This window comes from Streptomyces sp. NPDC088766 (assembly GCF_044750845.1).
Classification (GTDB): domain Bacteria; phylum Actinomycetota; class Actinomycetes; order Streptomycetales; family Streptomycetaceae; genus Streptomyces.
Map to the genome: position 1 here is coordinate 34,926 of NZ_JBIVKQ010000017.1, position 17,845 is coordinate 52,770.

Annotated in this window: 16 protein-coding genes; 7 read left to right on the forward strand and 9 right to left on the reverse strand. The window is 72.6% G+C overall.

Annotation, left to right across the window (positions count from 1 at the left end; all coding sequences use genetic code 11):
• Positions 1-4 precede the first annotated feature (4 nt).
• On the reverse strand, positions 5-658 hold the full coding sequence (locus ACIP5W_RS23155) for a response regulator transcription factor (RefSeq protein WP_020125132.1): 654 nt from the start codon (positions 656-658) through the stop codon (positions 5-7).
• A gap of 415 nt (positions 659-1,073) precedes the next feature.
• On the opposite strand from ACIP5W_RS23155, the gene ACIP5W_RS23160 reads away from it, so the two are divergent.
• Positions 1,074-1,247 carry a hypothetical protein gene (locus ACIP5W_RS23160; RefSeq protein ID WP_366061247.1) on the forward strand — a complete coding sequence of 58 codons (174 nt, stop codon included), beginning with the start codon at positions 1,074-1,076 and terminating at the stop codon, positions 1,245-1,247.
• A 122-nt stretch (positions 1,248-1,369) separates the two neighbouring features.
• Here the strand turns inward: ACIP5W_RS23160 and ACIP5W_RS23165 are convergent, their stop codons facing one another.
• Positions 1,370-2,185 (reverse strand): inositol monophosphatase family protein, encoded by an 816-nt coding sequence (locus ACIP5W_RS23165; protein WP_401476636.1) that lies wholly within the window; start codon positions 2,183-2,185, stop codon positions 1,370-1,372.
• 8 nt (positions 2,186-2,193) lie between these two features.
• Positions 2,194-3,321, reverse strand: coding sequence for a ferrochelatase (locus ACIP5W_RS23170; RefSeq protein ID WP_401476639.1), 1,128 nt, complete (start codon positions 3,319-3,321; stop codon positions 2,194-2,196).
• Positions 3,322-3,568: 247 nt separating this feature from the next.
• On the opposite strand from ACIP5W_RS23170, the gene ACIP5W_RS23175 reads away from it, so the two are divergent.
• The 3 genes from ACIP5W_RS23175 (at position 3,569) to sepH (ending at position 7,617) form a co-directional block, all read left to right on the forward strand.
• Entirely contained in the window at positions 3,569-4,807 is a 1,239-nt protein-coding gene (locus ACIP5W_RS23175) for an MFS transporter (RefSeq protein ID WP_401476642.1), read from the forward strand.
• Positions 4,767-6,086 (forward strand): D-arabinono-1,4-lactone oxidase, encoded by a 1,320-nt coding sequence (locus ACIP5W_RS23180; RefSeq protein ID WP_401476645.1) that lies wholly within the window; start codon positions 4,767-4,769, stop codon positions 6,084-6,086. The genes ACIP5W_RS23175 and ACIP5W_RS23180 overlap by 41 nt, the downstream gene beginning before the upstream one ends.
• A gap of 499 nt (positions 6,087-6,585) precedes the next feature.
• Complete coding sequence (gene sepH, locus ACIP5W_RS23185) at positions 6,586-7,617, forward strand: septation protein SepH (protein WP_401476648.1); 1,032 nt, start codon at positions 6,586-6,588, stop codon at positions 7,615-7,617.
• 169 nt (positions 7,618-7,786) lie between these two features.
• Here sepH and ACIP5W_RS23190 read toward each other — a convergent pair whose 3' ends face one another.
• Entirely contained in the window at positions 7,787-8,638 is an 852-nt protein-coding gene (locus tag ACIP5W_RS23190) for a sulfurtransferase (RefSeq protein WP_401476651.1), read from the reverse strand.
• 291 nt (positions 8,639-8,929) lie between these two features.
• Between ACIP5W_RS23190 and ACIP5W_RS23195 the strand changes: the two genes are divergently transcribed.
• Both ACIP5W_RS23195 and ACIP5W_RS23200 read left to right on the forward strand, forming a co-directional pair.
• Positions 8,930-9,733, forward strand: a complete 804-nt coding sequence (locus tag ACIP5W_RS23195; protein ID WP_401476654.1) for a VOC family protein — start codon at positions 8,930-8,932, stop codon at positions 9,731-9,733.
• Between the two features lie 129 nt (positions 9,734-9,862).
• Complete coding sequence (locus ACIP5W_RS23200) at positions 9,863-10,681, forward strand: SAM-dependent methyltransferase (protein WP_401476657.1); 819 nt, start codon at positions 9,863-9,865, stop codon at positions 10,679-10,681.
• A gap of 44 nt (positions 10,682-10,725) precedes the next feature.
• On the opposite strand, the gene ACIP5W_RS23205 is transcribed toward ACIP5W_RS23200, so the two are convergent.
• Genes ACIP5W_RS23205 through ACIP5W_RS23220 form a run of 4 tightly spaced genes read right to left on the reverse strand, consistent with a single transcriptional unit; the run spans position 10,726 to position 16,288 of the window.
• Positions 10,726-11,373 carry a thymidine kinase gene (locus ACIP5W_RS23205; RefSeq protein WP_401476660.1) on the reverse strand — a complete coding sequence of 216 codons (648 nt, stop codon included), beginning with the start codon at positions 11,371-11,373 and terminating at the stop codon, positions 10,726-10,728.
• Between the two features lie 55 nt (positions 11,374-11,428).
• Positions 11,429-12,619, reverse strand: a complete 1,191-nt coding sequence (locus ACIP5W_RS23210) for an alkaline phosphatase family protein (RefSeq protein ID WP_401476663.1) — start codon at positions 12,617-12,619, stop codon at positions 11,429-11,431.
• On the reverse strand, positions 12,619-13,206 hold the full coding sequence (locus ACIP5W_RS23215) for a DUF5998 family protein (RefSeq protein WP_366061236.1): 588 nt from the start codon (positions 13,204-13,206) through the stop codon (positions 12,619-12,621). The genes ACIP5W_RS23210 and ACIP5W_RS23215 overlap by 1 nt, the downstream gene beginning before the upstream one ends.
• 52 nt (positions 13,207-13,258) lie before the next feature.
• The gene (locus ACIP5W_RS23220; RefSeq protein WP_401476667.1) at positions 13,259-16,288 is read right to left on the reverse strand and encodes a GNAT family N-acetyltransferase; all 3,030 of its coding nucleotides are present in this window, start codon (positions 16,286-16,288) and stop codon (positions 13,259-13,261) included.
• A 177-nt stretch (positions 16,289-16,465) separates the two neighbouring features.
• Between ACIP5W_RS23220 and ACIP5W_RS23225 the strand changes: the two genes are divergently transcribed.
• Positions 16,466-16,747 (forward strand): HPr family phosphocarrier protein, encoded by a 282-nt coding sequence (locus ACIP5W_RS23225; protein ID WP_189262368.1) that lies wholly within the window; start codon positions 16,466-16,468, stop codon positions 16,745-16,747.
• 256 nt (positions 16,748-17,003) lie between these two features.
• Here ACIP5W_RS23225 and ACIP5W_RS23230 read toward each other — a convergent pair whose 3' ends face one another.
• Complete coding sequence (locus ACIP5W_RS23230; RefSeq protein WP_401476671.1) at positions 17,004-17,696, reverse strand: GntR family transcriptional regulator; 693 nt, start codon at positions 17,694-17,696, stop codon at positions 17,004-17,006.
• Between the last annotated feature and the right edge of the window lie 149 nt (positions 17,697-17,845).

A 17,845-nucleotide genomic window follows, 5' to 3' on the forward strand; every position in this document is an offset into this window, starting at 1 on the left:
GGGATCAGATCCGGTAGCCGGAGCCGGGGACGGTGACGATCACCGGCGGTTCACCGAGCTTGCGACGCAGGGTCATGACGGTCACGCGCACGACGTTGGTGAAGGGGTCCGTGTTCTCGTCCCAGGCCTTCTCCAGGAGCTGCTCCGCGGAGACGACGGCGCCCTCGCTGCGCATCAGCACCTCCAGGACGGCGAACTCCTTGGGGGCGAGCTGCACCTCCTTGCCGTCCCGGAAGACCTCGCGGCGGTTCGGGTCGAGCTTGATGCCCGCGCGCTCCAGCACGGGCGGCAGCGGCAGGCTGGTGCGCCGGCCCAGGGCCCGCACGCGTGCGATCAGCTCGCTGAAGGCGAAGGGCTTCGGGAGGTAGTCGTCGGCGCCGATCTCCAGGCCCTCGACGCGATCGCTGACGTCACCGGAGGCCGTGAGCATGAGCACGCGGGTGGGCATGCCCAGCTCCACGATCTTCCGGCAGACGTCGTCGCCGTGCACGAGCGGGAGGTCACGGTCGAGGACGACCACGTCGTAGTCGTTGACGCCGATGCGCTCCAGGGCGGCCGCACCGTCGTACACGACGTCGACGGCCATGGCCTCCCGGCGCAGTCCGGTGGCCACCGCATCGGCGAGCAGCTGCTCGTCCTCGACGACGAGTACGCGCACGTCGCTTGTCCTTCCTGTGTCCACCCGCGTAGCGCGTTGTGGGCGCACGCGGGCAGGGGGTCCGGTGAGTGTGGGCTTCCATCCTGCCCTTTTCGGCCATAAGTCGGCGGTAAGGCGGGTGCGGGGCCATGAGGGGCAGGTGTGAAGCCCGGGAATGCCGGATTTTCTCGCCGGGTTCAGGTTTCTGCGGGAGGGAGCGGGGGGAGGACGGCTTTACACCCCGCGATCACGCTCTGCATGTGCCGCAGCACCATGCGGCACTCCGCGATCCGCTTTCCGCAGAGTGGGCGTGGGTGTCCGGCACCGTCGCCGCCCGGCCGGGCAGCGCTGGGCACCTACTGGAGACGTGATCGCCCCTTCCCAATCGGCACACCCCCGTGCCACAGACCCACGACCAAGGACGAGGGGGCGCAGCATGGACGCATTCACCGCAGGACTTCTGCAGCGCATAAGGGCGACCGAGTCCGACCTGACGCGGGCTCGAAGCGAGGGCGACGACTTCCTCGTGGAGGTCGAACAAGGCGAGCTCGACGACCTGCGCCGTCTCGCCGCCGAGCACGGTGTGCAGGTCGGCGCGACAAGCGTCTGAGCAGTTCGCACGCACGACGGAGGGGCCCCGGCGAATCCAGCGCCGGGGCCCCTTCGTGCGCCCGCGTCGGGCGTCCGGCCGGGAATGCGGCCGGACGGCCCCGCGGACGCGTCGTCGTGCGTTCAGTCGTGCCAGGCGCCGAAAGCCTCCAGGAGCCTCTGGAGAGGTTCGAAGACACCCGGCGTCGCGGCGATCGCCAACTCGCGCGAGGGGCGCTCTCCGGGGCGTCCACCGGTCAGGGCGCCCGCCTCCCGGGCGATCAGGTCGCCCGCCGCGAGGTCCCACGGGTGCAGACCGCGCTCGTAGTACCCGTCGAGCCGGCCGGCGGCCACGTCGCACAGGTCGACGGCCGCGGAGCCGCCGCGCCGGATGTCGCGCAGCAGCGGGATCAGCTGCCGGGCGACGTCGGCCTGGTGGGTGCGGACCTCGGTGACGTAGTTGAAGCCGGTGGAGACCAGCGCCTGTTCGAGCGGGGCCGGCGGCCGGCAGGCGATGCGGCGTTCGCCCTCCCAGGCTCCGGTCGCCCACGCGCCGCCTCCGCGCACCGCACGGTAGGTCTCGCCGCGCATCGGGATCGCCACGACGCCTGCGACGGTCTCGCCGTCCTGTTCGGCGGCGATGGAGACGGCCCAGGTGGGCAGGCCGTACAGGTAGTTCACGGTGCCGTCGAGGGGGTCGATCACCCAGCGGATGCCGCTGCTGCCCTCGCTGGAGGCACCCTCCTCGCCGAGGAAGCCGTCGTCGGAGCGGTGTCCGGAGATCAGGTCGGTGATCAGCTTCTCGGCCGCGATGTCCATCTCGGTGACGACGTCGATGGGGCTCGACTTGGTGGCGGCGACCGCGAGGTCGGCCGGCCGGCCGTCCCTCAGCAGCTCACCGGCCCGGCGGGCGGCCTCCTCCGCGAGTTCGAGCAGTTCCCGGTGCAGGGGGTCGGTCACGGCGCTCCTCACGCGTACGGGCTGTCGGCGCCCGCCGCGGCGGGCCTGGGGGCGCGGGACGGGCAGCAGCCGACGGGGCAGACGTCGTGGCTCGCCCCGAGGGCGCCCAGGGCGCACGGGGTGACGTCCCGGCCGCTCTCGGCCGCGGCGCGCTCCAGGACGAGGTCGCGGACGGCGGCGGCGAAGCGCGGATCGGCGCCGACGGTGGCCGAGCGGCGCACCGGCAGGCCCAGTTCCCCGGCCTTGGCCGTGGCCTCGGTGTCGAGGTCGTACAGGACCTCCATGTGGTCGGAGACGAAGCCGATGGGGGCCATCACGACGGCCGGTGCCCCGGCGGCGTGCCGCTCCTCCAGGTGGTCGCAGATGTCGGGCTCCAGCCATGGGATGTGGGGGGCGCCGGAGCGGGACTGGTAGACGAGCTGCCAGGGGTGGTCGACGCCGGTGCGCTCACGGACGGCGTCGGCGACGAGCCGGGCCACGTCCAGGTGCTGCGCGACGTACGCACCGCCGTCGCCGTGGCCCTCCTCGGGGCCGGAGGTGTCGGCGGCGGCCGTCGGGATGGAGTGGGTCGTGAAAGCGATGTGGGCGCCGTGGCGGACGTCCTGGGGGAGGTCGGCGAGGGACCGGACCACGCCGTCGACCATGGGCTCCACGAAGCCCGGGTGGTTGAAGTAGTGCCGCAGCTTGTCGATCTTCGGGAGCTCCAGGCCCTCGGCCTCCAGCGTGGCCAGCGCGTCGGCGAGGTTCTCGCGGTACTGGCGGCAGCCCGAGTACGAGGCGTAGGCGCTGGTGGCGAGGACGAGGAAGCGGCGGCGGCCGTCGGCGACCATCTCGCGCAGCGTGTCCGTGAGGTACGGGGCCCAGTTGCGGTTGCCCCAGTAGACCGGCAGGTCGAGTCCGTGGTCCGCGAAGTCCCGGCGCAGGGCGTCCAGCAGGGTGCGGTTCTGGTCGTTGATGGGGCTGACCCCGCCGAACAGGAAGTAGTGCCGGCCGACTTCCTTGAGGCGTTCCTTGGGGATGCCGCGCCCGCGTGTCACGTTCTCCAGGAACGGGACCACGTCGTCCGGGCCTTCAGGTCCGCCGAAGGAGAGCAGGAGCAGGGCGTCGTAGGGGGTGGCATCGAGCGCGTCTGGCATGTCTCGATCCTGCCATCCGCCGCCGGCGGCCCGGAGACTCCGGGTGCCGTGGCGGGCGGCTCCCCGGCGGAGGAACGCGCGCGGGGGTGCGTTAGGGTTACCTAACTCGTAAGCTGTATCAGCTGCATACGCGCCTTACCGGGCGGGCAGCGCACTCCCGCATGTCCTGCCGAGCCCCGCAGCACCACCTTTCCTCGCGCCGTGCCGAGCCGCCACGCACGCGTGACCGGACCCGACGGAGACCTCCGTGCCCAGCTCCTACCGCGCCCTGTTCGCCGCCCCAGGCTCGAGGGGTTTCTCCGCCGCGGGGTTCCTCGGCCGGATGCCGCTGTCGATGATGGGCATCGGCGTGGTCACGATGGTCTCCCAGCTCACCGGGCGCTACGGCCTCGCGGGCGCCCTCTCGGCGACCATCGCGCTGTCGGCGGCGGCGATCGGGCCGCAGATCTCGCGCCTGGTGGACCGGCACGGGCAGCGCAAGGTGCTGCGGCCCGCCACGCTGGTCGCGCTCGCCGCCGCGGCGGGGCTGCTGCTGGCGGCGCACTTCGCATGGCCGGACTGGGTGCTGTTCGCGTGCGCCGCCGCGATCGGTGCGGTGCCCTCTCTCGGCGCGATGATCCGGGCCCGCTGGGCGGCCCTGTACCGGGGCACCCCGCAGCTGCACACCGCGTACTCCTTCGAGTCCGTGGTGGACGAGGTCTGCTTCATCTTCGGCCCGATCATCTCCATCGGCCTGTCCACGGCCTGGTTCCCGGAGGCCGGCCCGCTGCTGGCGGCCTGCTTCCTCGCCGTCGGCGTCTTCTGGCTGACCGCGCAACGGGCCACCGAGCCCGAGCCCCACCCGCGCGAGCACAAGGGCGGCGGTACGGCGATGCGCTCGCCCGGCCTGCAGGTGCTGGTGGCGACGTTCGTGGCGACGGGGACGATCTTCGGGGCGGTCGACGTGGTCACCGTCGCGTTCGCCGACGAGCAGGGGCACAAGGCCGCCGCGAGCATCGTCCTGGCGCTGTACGCGGCCGGTTCCTGTGCGGCGGGCCTGGTCTTCGGTCTGCTGCATCCCCAGGGAGCCCCGGAGAGGCGCTGGTTGCTGGGCGTGTTCATGATGGGCGTGAGTATGATCCCCCTCCTACTGGTCGGGAACTTGCCGTTTCTGGCCGTGGCGCTCTTCGTCGCGGGCCTCGCCATCGCTCCCACGATGATCACGACGATGTCCCTCATCGAAGAGCACGTACCACGCGCGCAGCTGACCGAGGGCATGACCTGGGTGAGTACCGGGCTTGCGGTCGGGGTCGCGCTGGGCTCCTCGATCGCCGGCTGGGTCATCGACACGGCGGGCGCGCGGGCCGGGTACGGGGTTCCGGCGGTGTCCGGGGCCGTCGCGGTCGCGGTCGGTTTCCTCGGGTACCGTCGGCTCAGCAGGCCGGCGCCGGGTCGTGGAGGCACCGTTGAGCAGCACAGCGAGCGGGAAGAGCGGCACGTGGCGTAACTGGGGCGGCAATGTCGTCTGCCGTCCCGCGCGGGAGGTCACGCCCGCCTCCGTCGACGAGCTGGCCGCGGCCGTGCGCCGGGCGGCCGAGGACGGGCTGCCGGTCAAGGCGGTCGGCACGGGCCATTCCTTCACGTCGATCGCCGCGACGGACGGCGTGTTGATCCGCCCTCAGCTGTTGACCGGTATCCGCGACATCGATCGCGAAGCGATGACCGTCACGGTCGAGGCGGGCACCCCGCTCAAGAGACTCAACCTGGCGCTGGCGCGCGAGGGGCTGTCGCTCACCAACATGGGCGACATCATGGAGCAGACCGTCTCGGGGGCCACCGCTACGGGCACCCACGGCACGGGCCGCGAGTCGGCCTCCATCGCCGCGCAGATCAGGGGCCTGGAGCTGGTCACGGCCGACGGCTCGGTGCTGACCTGCTCGGAGAAGGAGAACCCGGACGTCTTCGCGGCGGCCCGCATCGGCCTCGGCGCCCTCGGCGTCGTCACCGCGATCACCTTCGCCGTGGAGCCGGTCTTCCTGCTCACCGCGCGCGAGGAACCGATGCCGTTCGACAAGGTCCTCACCGACTTCGACGAACTGTGGGCCGAGAACGAGCACTTCGAGTTCTACTGGTTCCCGCACACCGGCAACACCAACACCAAGCGCAACAACCGCAGCGCGGGCCCGCGCAGGCCGGTGGGGCGACTGACCGGCTGGTTCGAGGACGAGTTCCTCTCCAACGGCGTCTTCCAGGCGGCCCAGTGGGTGGGCCGGGCGGTGCCGGCCACCGTCCCGGCCATCGCCGAGGTGTCCAGCAGGGCGCTCTCCGCACGCAGCTACACGGACATCCCGTACAAGGTCTTCACGTCGCCGCGCCGGGTCCGGTTCGTGGAGATGGAGTACGCCGTGCCGCGCGAGGCGGTGACCGAGACGCTGCGCGAGCTGAGGGCCATGATCGAACGCTCTCCGCTGCGGATCAGCTTCCCCGTGGAGGTGCGCACCGCGCCGGCCGACGACATCACCCTGTCCACCGCCTCCGGCCGCGACAGCGCGTACATCGCCGTCCACATGGCCAAGGGCTCGCCGTACCGGGGGTACTTCACCGCCGCCGAGCGCATTTTCACCGCGCACGGAGGCCGGCCGCACTGGGGGAAGATCCACACGCGGGACGCGGAGTACTTCGCCGAGGTCTACCCGCGGTTCGGCGAGTTCACGGCGCTGCGGGATCGGCTGGATCCCGACCGGCGCTTCCAGAACGACTACCTGCGGAGGGTTCTGGGGCAGTAGCGGACCCGCCGGCACGCGGGGGGGCGGTGACCGTCGGTTCCGCCCCCGCGGTGCCCGCGACCCGAGGGGCGCTCAGGTCGTTCCGCCCCCTCGCTCGCCGCCTTCCCGACCTCCGGCGGCTGCGTGACGTACGCCACGCCCGAGATCGCAGAAAGCGCTTGCCGAACCAACAAGTCGCACTCCTTGCCAGAAGTTGGGCGGCGCGCCAATCCACGCACGTGGCCCGAATGGAGTACTGTTGCGAACCCTGGGTCCGGTCTCCCACCAGGATGTCCGGAGCCTTGACGGACAGCCAGGAGGGGGCCAGTTGCACAGGGTTACGGAGTTGATCACTTAGCGTGGCGAATTGATAACCGTGCCATAACGGCGATCAAGGGCCCGCGCGCGACACGCCGGGCAACTCGGCAAGGTTGTGGCAGGCTGCACCCGGGCAGGCCACACTCGACTAGCGGAAGCAGCGACGCACGTGACGTCGGCAGGCACCACCCGGGAGGTCCCCATGCCCGAACTGCGTGTCGTGGCCGTCTCGAATGACGGCACACGGCTGGTGCTGAAGGCTGCGGACAGCACGGAGTACACGCTTCCGATTGACGAGCGTCTGCGCGCCGCCGTCCGCGGCGACCGTCCCCGCCTCGGCCAGATCGAGATCGAGGTGGAGAGCCATCTCCGCCCCCGCGACATCCAGGCGCGTATACGTGCCGGTGCGACCGCGGAAGAAGTCGCGCAGATGGCGGGCATCCCCGTGGACCGCGTACGCCGCTTCGAGGGCCCCGTGCTGGCCGAGCGCGCGTTCATGGCCGAGCGCGCCCGCAAGACCCCGGTCCGCCGGCCCGGTGAGAACGCCGGACCGCAGCTCGGCGAGTCCGTGCAGGAGCGGCTGACGCTGCGCGGCGCCGACAAGGACACCGTCCAGTGGGACTCCTGGCGCCGCGACGACGGCACCTGGGAGGTCCTGCTCGTCTACCTGGTGGCGGGCGAACCGCACTCGGCGAGCTGGACGTACGACCCGCCGAGGCGGCTCGTCCAGGCCGTCGACGACGAGGCGCGCTCGCTGATCGGCGAGTCCGACGACCTCGCCGCGCCGGAGCCCAGCTTCCCGTTCGTCCCGCGCATCGCCCGGCTGCCCCGCGACCGCACGATGGACCGCGCTCTCGACCGGGCGAGCCTGCCCGCACAGCCCTCCGAGCCCGCCGAGGAGAGCACCGGCGAGCGCGAACGGGACTCCCTGACCAGCCTGTTGGAAGCGGTACCGAGTTTCCGGGGCGACATGGTCGTCCCGGAGATCCCCTCCGAGGAACCGGAGGAGCCCGCCGAGGAAGCGGACCTCGAGGAGCCTCCGGCGCCCGCCGCGTCCGCCGGTTCCGCCTACGCGGACGTCCTCATGCCCCGCTCCGTGGGCAGCCACCGCGATCGTCTCATCGGTTCCACGGACCGTCAGGCCGAGGCCGACGGCGTCCGCCCCGGCCGCCGCGCGGCGGTGCCCAGCTGGGACGAGATCGTGTTCGGCACCCGGCGCAAGAAGCAGGAGTAAGCAGGAGCAAGGGACCGGGCCGCCGTGCGGCGGCCCGGTGGTGGCCGGCACTTCGCCGGAGTGTGTTCTCACACGGGTTCATACGTACGGAGGGGGCGCACCTGTTCGGTGCGGACCCTCCTTCCTTGTCGCGCTTCCTCGTCGCGTTTCCTTGCCGCGTGCGACGGTCCTACCGGGGGTCAGGTCCGACGGCGACCGGGCGGGACGGGTCCGAGGACCACTCCGACCAGGAGCCGACGTACAGCGCAGCCGGAATCCCCGCGACCGCGAGCGCCAGCACCTCGTGGGCGCCGGAGACGCCGGAGCCGCAGTACACGCCCACCTCGCTGCCGTCGGTCGCCCCGAGCGACTTGAAGCGGTCCCTGAGGTCCTCGACGGGCAGGAAACGACCGTCCGGGCCGACGTTGTCCGTGGTCGGCGCCGAGACGGCGCCCGGAATGTGTCCGCCGACCCGGTCGATCGGCTCCACCTCGCCCCGGTACCGCTCGCCCGCGCGCGCGTCGAACAGCACGCCGGAGCGGGCCAGTGCCGCCGCCGCGTCCGCGTCGAGCAGTCCCGCGGCGGCCGGCCGCGGCTCGAAGTCGCCCCCTCCGGGCGCGGGGACGTCGACCGACAGCTCTCCCTGCCACGCCGTCAACCCGCCGTCGAGGACCCGCACGTCCGGGTGACCTGTCCAGCGCAGCAGCCACCACGCGCGGGCCGCCGCCCAGCCCTGTCCGCCGTCGTACACGACCACCGGCCGGGCGGCCGACACACCCGCTCGGCGCATGGCGGCGCCGAACTCCGCCAGGTCCGGCAGCGGATGGCGGCCGCCCGCGCCGGGCGCCCCGGCCAGCTCCCGGTCCAGGTCGACGTGGACGGCGCCCGGCACGTGCCCGGACGCGTAGGCGGCGCGGCCGTCGAACGGCGGCTCTCCGGCCGCCTTCGCCACGCTGAGCTGCCAGCGGACGTCCAGCACGACCGGCGGGTCCTCCCCCGTCAGGGCGGTCGCGAGTTCGGATGCGGAGATGATGGCGTTCATGGCCCCATCCTCGCGCACGGGGTGGCCCCGCCGTCCAGGTCCGGCTACTCTGCTCGGCCGGACGGGCCCGATCACCCGGCGTACGGGACCGGGCACATGCCGTACAGCCGATCGACGTCCTTCGGCAATCGCACGAAGACGGATGAGTAACCGCACACCGGGCGTCCTCCCGACACGCCCGCCGCACCACGGCGGCGCGCCCGGAGCGTTCGGCACCGTGGGTGGTGCGAACATCGGCCCCGGGGTGCGGAAGCGACGCGGCCACCGCGAGTGGCCGAGGAGAGAGTGACGATGCCCGAGGCACCTGGGCCGGCCGGCCTGAACGGCGAAGCACACACTCGGTACGCACCCGGCACACCCTGCTGGGTGAGCCTGATGGTGCACGGGTTGACGGCCACGCAGGAGTTCTACGGCGAGCTGTTCGGTTGGACGTTCCAACCCGGACCGCATCAGCCCGGCCCGTGCGTACGTGCCCTGCTCGACGGTCGTGAGGTGGCCGGCGTCGGCCAACTCCCCCCGGACCGCCACCTCCCCGTGGCCTGGACGCCCTACCTCGCCTCCGACGACGTGGACACCACCGCCGAAACGGTACGCCTGAGCGGCGGCACGATCGGGGTCGGCCCGCTGGGCGCAGCCGACGCCGGACGCCTGGCCATCGGCTCCGACCCGGTCGGCGCGGTCTTCGGTATCTGGCAGGCGACGGCCCGCCTCGGCACCGGCGTCACGGGCGTGCACGGCACCCCCGCCTGGAACGAGTTGCTGACCCTCGAATCGGCGAGCGTCGTCAAGTTCTACGAGACGGTGTTCGGCTACCGCCGGGAAGCCGCGGTGGCCGACGACTTCGACTACGTCACCCTGAACGTCGCGGAACGTCCGGTCGCCGGCGTCCACGGCCTGGGCAACGCCCTGCCCCGGGACCGCGGACCGCACTGGATGACGTACTTCCAGGTGGACGACGTGGAGGAGGCGGTCGCGCGGGCCGTCGGCCTCGGCGGCCGGCTCCTCGCGCCGGCCCGGGACAGCACGCACGGGCGCGTGGCGACGGTCGACGATCCGGAGGGGGCCCGCTTCGCGCTGGTCCAGGAGCCTCACTGAGGCCGGCGCGCTGCCCGGCCGGGGCCAACGCTGCTGCCCGGCAATCAGCCTGACGAGCCGTGAGATCCGCCGGGCCGCCGCTCGCGAAACGGTGGTCGGCGGCCGGGGCCGCGGGAGAAGATGGCCGGTATGACGGTTGAAGGCTTACCGATCGACCCCACCAGGCCGAGCATCGCCCGTGTCTACGACTACCTGCTCGGCGGCAAGGACAACTACGCCGTGGACCGACAGGTCGGCGACGTGTTCAAGCGTGATCTCCCCGGTTCGCTGGCGATCGCCTTCGCCAACCGCGCGGCTCTGACCCGGGCGGTCCGGGAGATCGCGACGACCACCGGCGTACGGCAGTTCATCGATCTCGGGAGTGGTCTTCCGACCGCGGACAACGTCCACCAGGTCGCGCAGCGGCATGCCCCGGAGTCCCGGGTCGTGTACGTCGACATCGACCCCCAGGTACTGGTCCACGGGCGCGCCCTGCTGGAGGAGAACGACCGGACACGGGTGGTCCCGGCCGACGTACGCGACCCCGAGGCGATACGCACGCACCCGGAGACCGTGGGGCTGATCGACTTCGGCCGGCCCGTCGCCGTGATGTTCAGCGCCATCCTCCACCACGTCAACGACGAGGAGGACCCGGCCGGGATCGTCCGCTACTGGCGCGACCAGGTGCCCTCCGGCAGCTACTTCTTCGTCAGCCACTTCCGTTCCGGCAACAACCCGGAGACGGCGGAGGCCGAGCGGGTCCTCCAGGAGACGTTCGGCCGCGGCCGGTGGCGCACCGACAAGGAGATCGCATCCCTCCTGGACGGCCTGGAGATCCTCGCCCCCGGCATAGTGCCCGCGTCGCACTGGCGGCCCGAGGTGGTGGACAGCCCGTGGAGCGGCGACGGCGAACGGGAACTCACCGTCTGGGAGCGCCTCATCGCCGCCGGACTGGCCCGTAAGCCATAGGGAGGTGCCCGCCCGTCCGCCTGGTGGCGGCCGCGGGTGCGCGGTCAGCCGGAGTTGACCGGCAGCACGTCCGGGGACAGGACCGCCGCGCGGGCCGACGCGGCCGTCATGCGGCGGCGGTGATGGCGCCGGCACAGGACCTCGTAGCCGACGGTGTCCGCCTGGTCCACGTCGCCGATCACGACCTGCGCGCCCTCGACGACCATCACTCCGCCGACCGTGCGGGCGTTGTGCGTGGCGCGGGCGCCGCACCAGCACAGGGCCTCGACCTGGAGGACCTCCACGCGGTCGGCCAGCTCGACGAGCCGCTGGGAGCCGGGGAACAGCTTGGAGCGGAAGTCGGTGGTGATGCCGAAGGCGTAGACGTCGATCTCCAGGTCGTCGACGACGCGCGCGAGCTGGTCGATCTGCTCCTCCGCGAGGAACTGCGCCTCGTCCGCGATCACATAGTCGGCGCGGCCGCCCTGCGAGAGGTGGTCGACGAGGTGTCCGTACAGGTCCTGGCCGTCCTCGACCTCCACCGCGTCGGTGACCAGGCCGAGGCGGGAGGACAGTTTGCCCTCACCCGCACGGTCGTCACGGGTGAAGATGATGCCCTGGAGCCCGCGCGCGGAGCGGTTGTGCTCTATCTGGAGAGCCAGCGTGGACTTCCCGCAGTCCATGGTTCCGGAGAAGAACACCAGCTCGGGCATGGGGAGTCGAGCACCTTTCGGTGGGATGTCGGTGGCGTGGTCGGGGCGACGGGCGTCAGGAGCGTACTTCGAGCAGCGGGACGAACTGCTCGGCCGGGGTCATGGAGCCGTGGTTGCCGACCATGGCCGACTCCTTCGGTTCGCGCTCCGAGGCGATGAGCAGGACGTCGTCCCGGGCGGCCGCGACCACGTCGCCGAGGCGGGCGTACACCCGCTCGTCGATGTGCGGGCCGAACCATCCTGCGGCGATCGCCTCGTCCCTCGAGGCCACCCAGAACTGCTCGCCGAGCACCTCGCGCCAGCAGGTCAGGACGTCGTCCTCGGCGCCCGGCACGGCGTACACGTGGCGGGCGCGGCCCTCGCCGCCCAGCAGGGCGACCCCGGCGCGCAGCTCCCAGTCCGCGTCGAAGTCGATGCGGTGGTCCTCGTCGAAGGGCACGTCGACCATGCCGTGGTCCGCGGTGACGTAGAGCGCGCTGCGCGGTGGGAGCTGCTCGGCGAGGCGCTGCACGAGCCGGTCGACGTACATGAGCTGGCCGCGCCAGGTGTCGGACGCGACACCGTAGCGGTGACCGGCGCCGTCGAGTTCGGCGTAGTACGTGTAGACCAGGGAGCGGTCGCCGGCCGCGAGCTGCTCGGCCGCGAAGTCCATGCGCTCCTCGCCGGTGAGGCGCCCGTGGAACGTGCCGCCGCTGAGGGCGACCTTGGTGAGCGGGGTGCTCTGGAAGTGGGGCGAGGACACCTGTGCGGCGTGCACGCCGGCCGCGTCGGCCAGCTGGAAGACCGTGGGGTACGGCTGCCAGGCGTGCGGCGGGGTCCACGGCTGCCAGCGGAGCTGGTTCATCAGCTCGCCGGTGGCGGGGTCGCGGACGGTGTAGCCGGGCAGGCCGTGCGCGCCCGGCGGGAGGCCGGTGCCGACGGAGGCGAGCGACGTCGCGGTGGTCGCCGGGTAGCCGGCGGTGAGCGGGCGCCCGGTGCCGCCCCGCGAGCCGGCGAGGAGGCTGTGCAGGTAGGGTGCCTCGTCACGGTGGGCCTTGAGCTGCTCCCAGCCGAGGCCGTCGATCAGGAAGACGCAGTTGCGGTCGGCCGGCGTGAGTTCCGTGATGGCCGCGGTCGTGCCCGGGACGCCCATGCCGGCGGCCAGCGTGGGCAGCAGGTCGGCGAGGGAGCCGGAGCCGTACTGGGGGACGGGTGCGGAGGAGACGGCGAGGGGTTCCGGGTCGTCCCAGACTGCGGGCTGGGCCATTACGCGGTCTGGTCCGCGGTCGCCTCGGAGAGGGACTGTGCGAAGGCGAGGGTCTGGCGCACCGTCTCCGGGCCGTCCCCGGCCTCGCTGACGCGCAGGCTGAGGTCGTCCGCCGTCGAGCTTCCGGTGTAGCCGTGATCGGCGTCGCAGTTCGGGTCGCCGCAGGCGGCGGGCTCGAGGTCGATGCGGGAGACCGCGCCCCAGCCGATCGTCAGCACGACCTCGCGCGGCAGGCTGCCCGGCGTGTACGACTCCGGGTTGGCGACCACACGGCTCAGCACGACCGACGAGATCCGGCCGAGCTTCACGGACTCGGTGGACGTGGTGGCGTACGGCGTCGGGGAGGTGGAGTCGGCGGCCTGCTCGTCGGTGTGGCTGACGATGAAGCGGTTGCCGGTGAGGACCAGCACGGTCACGTGCCGGCGGACTTCGTTCTGGTCGAACGTGGTTTCCTGGTGGACCAGGTACGACCGGATGGGCTCGCCGCCCACGGCGGCCTCCACCGCCTCGGCCACGAGGGCCGGGTAGTAGCCGCTGCGCTCGATCGCCGCACGCAGCCCCTGGGTCGTCGTACTGGTCTTGGCCATGTCCTCCATCCTACGGGGACCCACTGACTGCGAGGGACCGGTCACGGCCGTCTCAGTAGACGGGGAGCGTCCGCGGGCCGAGGTCGTCGCGGGCGGGCGGGGGCGCGAGGCGGACGGAGGCGCCGAGAACGCTCAGGCCGTGCGGGGCCACGACGACCGGCTCCAGCGTCACCGCGACGACCTCCGGGTGGTCGTCGACCAGGCGGGACACCCTCAGCAGCAGCTCCTCCAGGGCGGGGGTGTCGACGGGCGTCGAACCGCGCCAGCCGAACAGCAGGGGTGCCGTCCGGATCGACCGGACCAGGGAGGTGGCGTCCCGGTCGGTGACCGGGATCAGGCGGTGCGCCATGTCGCCGAGCAGCTGCGAGGCGGCGCCGGCGAGTCCGAACGACAGGACGGCTCCGGCCGCCGGGTCGATGACCGCCCGGACGACGGTGTCCACCCCGCGCGGGGCCATCGACTGGACCACCGGGCGCAGCTGCTGCGGGTCCCCGAACAGCTCGGTCAGCTCGGCGTACGCCCTCCGGAGCTGCTCTTCGCCGGCGAGGTCGAGGCGGACGCCGCCCAGGTCGGCGCGGTGGCGCAGGTGGGGTGCGGTGGCTTTGAGGGCGACGGGGTAGCCGAGGGCGTCGGCGGCCTGTGCGGCCTCGTCGGGGGTGGGTGCGGGGATGGCCCGGCGGACCGGGATGCCGTACCGGCCGAGCAGCTCGCAGGTCTCGTCGGTGCCTGGGGTGAGGCCCTGTCCGCGCGCGAGGAGCCTGCCGATCAGCGCGGCGGCGCCCTTCTCGTCGATGTCCTCGTGCTCGGGCACCTTGCCGGGTTCGGCGGCCTCGCGTCGCCACTGCGCGTACTTCACGGCCTCGGCGAGGGCGCGGACCGCGCGTTCCGCGGCGGGGTAGGCGGGGATGAGGTGGGCGCCCTCGGGGGCCTGGGAGCGCTCGGCGGGTTCGCCGGGCACGGCGGCGGGAGCGGGGGGTGTGCCGGTCGGCGTCGCCGACACGGCCGCCGCCGCGCCGGGGCGGGTCGTCCCGGTCGTCCCGGTTCCCGACGCCCCGGTCGTCGTCGTCGCGGTCGCCACCGAGCCGGGGCCGGTAGCCCCGGCCGGTGTCGTCCCCGCCTCGGTCGGCCCGGTCTCCGTCGGCCCGGTCTCCGTCGGCCCGGCCTTCGTCGGCCCGGTCTCGGCCGCTGCCGGGACCGGGGTCGCCGTACGCGTGCGTGGGGCGGTGCTCGTCGCGGCGGACAGGGCCTCCGCGAGGCCGCCCAGTTCCACGTGCACCACGAGCACCGGCTTGGCGGGACCGGCGGCCGCGGCCGAGCGCAGCGCCTGCGCCAGTTCCGCGTCGTCGGGGGACGCCTCGCCGATGGCGGGGATCGCGGTCACCACGACCGCGTCGCACGTCTCGTCGGCCAGAGCGTGCGCCAGCGCGGTGTGGAACTCCTCCGCCGACGCCTGTGTGGTGAGGTCCAGCGGCGGCTGCGGGCGCAGGCCCTCGGAGAGGCACGCGTCGTACGTGAGCAGCCCCAGGGACTCCGAGTTGCCGAGGATGGCCACGCGCGGGCCCCGTGGCAGCGGCTGGCGTGCCAGCAGCAGGCCCGCGTCGACCAGTTCGGTGATGGTGTCGACGCGGATCACCCCGGCCTGGCGGAGCAGGGCGGAGACCGTGGCGCGGGGCAGCCGCGTGGCCCGTACGGCGTGGCCCTGGGGGGCCGAGCCTGCGCCCTGGACCACCACCAGCGGCTTGGCCGCGGCCGTGCGCCGCGCGAGCCGGGTGAACTTGCGCGGGTTGCCGATGGACTCCAGGTACATGAGAGCGACGTCGGTGTCGGGATCGTCGTACCAGTACTGGAGGACGTCGTTGCCGGACACGTCCGCGCGGTTGCCGGAGGAGACGAACGTCGACACGCCGGTGATCCCGGTGACGCCTCCGCCGCGCCGGTGCAGCCGGGAGAGCAGGGCCACGCCGATGGCGCCGGACTGGGCGAACAGACCGATCCGGCCGGGGCGCGGCATCTGCGGGGCCAGTGACGCGTTCAGCCGTACCTGCGGGGAGGTATTGATGATCCCGAAGGCGTTGGGACCGATGATCCGCATCCCGTACGCGCGCGCGTGCCGGACCAGTTCGCGCTGGCGCTCCAGCCCGTCGGGGCCGCTCTCGGCGTACCCGGCGGCCAGGACGACGAGTCCCTGCACGCCGTGCGCGCCGCACTCGGCGACGACTTCGGGCACGTGGTCGGCCGGTACGGCCACGACCGCGAGGTCGACGTGCCCGTCGATGTCGCGGACCGAGCGGTGGGCGGGCACGCCGTCGAGTTCCTCGATGTCCTCGGGGAAGGCCTTGTTCACGGCGTACAGGTCGCCGGTGAAGCCGGCCTCCCGGAGGTTGCCGAGGACGCTGCGGCCGACGCCGCCGGGGGTGCGGCCGGTGCCGATGACGGCGACCGAGCCGGGCACCAGCAACCGCCGTACGGAGCGGGCCTCGGCGCGCTGTTCCCGCGCGCGCTGCACCGCGAGGGAGCGCTCGGTGGGTTCGAGGCCGAACTCCAGGTGCACGACGCCGTCCTCGAAGCTGCGCTTCTGGGTGTAGCCGGCGTCCGTGAACACCTTGATCATCTTGGTGTTGGCCGGGAGCACCTCGGCGGCGAACCGCCGGATGCCGCGCTCGCGCGCGACGGCCGCGATGTGCTCGAGGAGGGCGGAGGCGACGCCGCGGCCCTGGTGGGCGTCCTGCACGAGGAAGGCGACCTCGGCCTCGTCGGCCGGCGCCGAGGCGGCCGCCCCGTCGGCACCAATGCGGTCGTAGCGTACGGTGGCGATGAACTCGCCGCCGACCGTGGCCGCGAGTCCCACCCGGTCCACAAAGTCGTGGTGCGTGAAGCGGTGGACGTCCTTGGCGGACAGGCGCGGGTAGGGCGCGAAGAAGCGGTAGTACTTCGACTCGTCCGACACCTGCTCGTAGAAGCTGACCAGGCGCTCGGCGTCATCGACGGTGATGGGGCGGATGCGCGCGGTGCCGCCGTCGCGCAGCACCACGTCGGCTTCCCAGTGGGCGGGGTACTCGTGGCGGTCCGACGCGCTCTGCATGGGGCCCAGAGTACGGCTCGCGTACGACAACGGCGCGAGGCAGTCTGTGGAGGACGGATGTCGGATCGAGGCCGCGATCCGACGACCACGCCGGGAGGGGGCCGCACGGCCCTCTCCCCCACGCTTCACGTGTGGAACACTGGTCTAGACAACCTGAACACCGAAGGGCAGCATCACATGGCTGAGCGCCGCGTCAACGTCGGCTGGGCCGAGGGCCTTCACGCCCGCCCCGCTTCCATCTTCGTCCGGGCCGCCACGGCCGCAGGCATCCCGGTGACGATCGCCAAGGCCGACGGCAACCCCGTCAACGCGGCCTCCATGCTGGCCGTTCTCGGCCTGGGCGCCCAGGGCGGCGAGGAGATCGTCCTCGCCTCCGAGGCCGAGGGTGCGGACGCAGCCCTCGACCGCCTGGCCAAGCTGGTCGCCGAGGGTCTCGAGGAGCTTCCCGAGACCGTCTGAGCCGGCTGCCACACGCAGCAGGCAGGAGCCGCGCCGCCCGGTCCGGGCGGCGCGGCTCCGCTGCTTCCGGAGCCGGGCGGGCCCGGCGAAAATCTCCGGCCGCGCGTCACGGATATTCCGCGGGCCCGCGGAGGGCACGCGAAGAACATACGACGGGCACGCGAAGGGCGCACCACCGTAAATGCGGAGGCACGCCGGAAAAAGGCAGCGGAAATACCTCTCCGCCGAATTACCTTCTTTGTATACGGCCCTCGTGTTAATGCCGGAGGCCGGACATGTTGACGACGTGTTGCGAAGTCCTCACACGGTCCTGGCGGTCACCGCCCGGAAAGCGCAGCCGGTGCGCGGAGGTCGCGCGCTCGGCGTGCAGCGCCGTCACCGCCCGCGCGCGTTCTCCGTCGCCGCGTGCCACCGCGTCCACGATCGCGCCGTGTTCCGCCCAGGACTCCACCGGGGTGGCCGACGCGTCCACCGTGTACATCCAGGAGATCTTGTGGCGCAGCTGGGTGAGCGTCGAGGTGAGGGTGTGACTGCCGGAGGCCTGTGCGAGGGTCTCGTGGAACCAGCCCCCCAGGGAGCGCAGATCCTCGCTGTTGCCGCGCCTGGCGCGCTCCTGGCCCAGCCGGACGAGGCCGCGCAGCACCTTGAGGTGGGCCTCGGTGCGCCGCTGGGCGGCGCGGGCGGCGCCGAGCGGCTCCAGGAGCATGCGCATGTCCAGCAGGTCGGCGGCCTCCTGCTCGGTCGGTTCGGCGACGCACGCGCCCGCGTGCCGCCGCGTCACGACGAATCCCTCCGCCTCCAGCGTGCGCAGCGCTTCCCGGACGGGGACGCGCGAGACGCCGTAGCGGCGCGCGAGGAGTTCCTCGGTGAGGCGGCTGCCGCGCTCGTAGACACCCGCGACGATGTCGTCCCGGATGGCCGTGCACACCGAGTGTGCCGGAATACGCATGACCGACCTCCGCCTTAATCCCCGTGAAACGTCGACGATTGACGTGTGTTCCGTGACTCTATTGCAATCAGCGGGAATTTCCGATGGCGGGCCGGAATCCAGGGATATTTTTTGGACAGTAAGGTCCCGGAAACGACGAAAGCCCCGGC